The following is a 1,042-nucleotide window of genomic DNA, read 5'->3' as shown; positions in this document are numbered from 1 at the left end:
ATCGAAGAATTTCAGTTACGACCAAAAGATTGCGGTCTGGGCTAAGACCATCACCGTAATGGATAAAATGGGCGGAAGTCGAGCTGTAAAATATGTGAGAAACCCATCAATTTACTAATACGACTTGGATAGTCTTAACAGAAAATTGAAATTACACGATTGCCGCTTATGCTCTAATTACCGCACAAAAAACATGTAGATGAGGCACTCATGAAGAAACTATTACTACTTGCTGCAGTATTATTACCATTCGCATCCGCTCATGCAGAAATCACAGTAAAAGGTGACGATTTTGAGTTGAGCAAAGATTGTGTTCGCCTAAGCGGTGACAATATTTCCGTCAAATCCGACGATTGCTCTTCTAAAAACTGGGATGATAAAGACAAAAAAGGAAACGCTAGCGTGCATGGCGATGACAACCCAGGTAAAGGGCATAACAAAGATAAAAAAGACAAGAAGAAATAAACACTTCTGTTCGAAAAAAGGCTTGCGCGATGCAAGCCTTTTTAATGTTCAGCGTTTCAAGCACTTAGTAGAAGGTACGACCTTCACCTGCTCTAGTCAGCAGTCCGTCGCATGGCGCATAACGATCGCCATATTTCGATGCAAATTCGTTCATTTTCTCAACCAGTTCTTTCAAACCGAATTGATCCATATAACGGAATGGCCCGCCAAGGAATGGAGGGAAGCCAATACCAAAAATCGCACCAATATCGCCATCGCGCGGAGAGCGAATAATACCGTCGTCCAAGCATCGTACTGCTTCATTAAGCATTGGCAGTACACAGCGCAACGCAATATCGTTATCGCTGAGCTTCGATTCTGGCGTCAGTTTGAGTAGCTTGTAGATGGATTTATCGACTTCTTTCTTCTTACCTTTGTAAGTATAGAAACCTTTCCCGCTCTTACGTCCTTTACGACCGTCATTCAATAAGATATCGAATACATCAGGACCTTTGAATCGCTCGCCCAACTCATTGACCAGAATCGGCATGATCTTCGCGCCAATATCAACACCAACTTCATCAAGTAACGTGATTGG

General features: G+C 42.6%; 2 protein-coding genes. One reads left to right on the top strand and one right to left on the bottom strand.

Annotated features, from left to right (window positions below; translation table 11 throughout):
- Positions 1 to 210: 210 nt before the first annotated feature.
- Positions 211 to 465 (top strand): hypothetical protein, encoded by a 255-nt coding sequence (locus R8N28_RS27050; RefSeq protein WP_005457697.1) that lies wholly within the window; start codon positions 211 to 213, stop codon positions 463 to 465.
- Positions 466 to 529: 64 nt separating this feature from the next.
- On the opposite strand, the gene R8N28_RS27045 is transcribed toward R8N28_RS27050, so the two are convergent.
- A partial coding sequence (locus tag R8N28_RS27045) for a 3-hydroxyacyl-CoA dehydrogenase family protein (RefSeq protein ID WP_318183895.1) occupies positions 530 to 1,042 on the bottom strand: 513 nt, incomplete at its 5' end.

The sequence above is a fragment of the Vibrio sp. Vb1554 genome (genome assembly GCF_033344235.1).
This window is presented reverse-complemented; position numbering and strand designations above follow the sequence as displayed.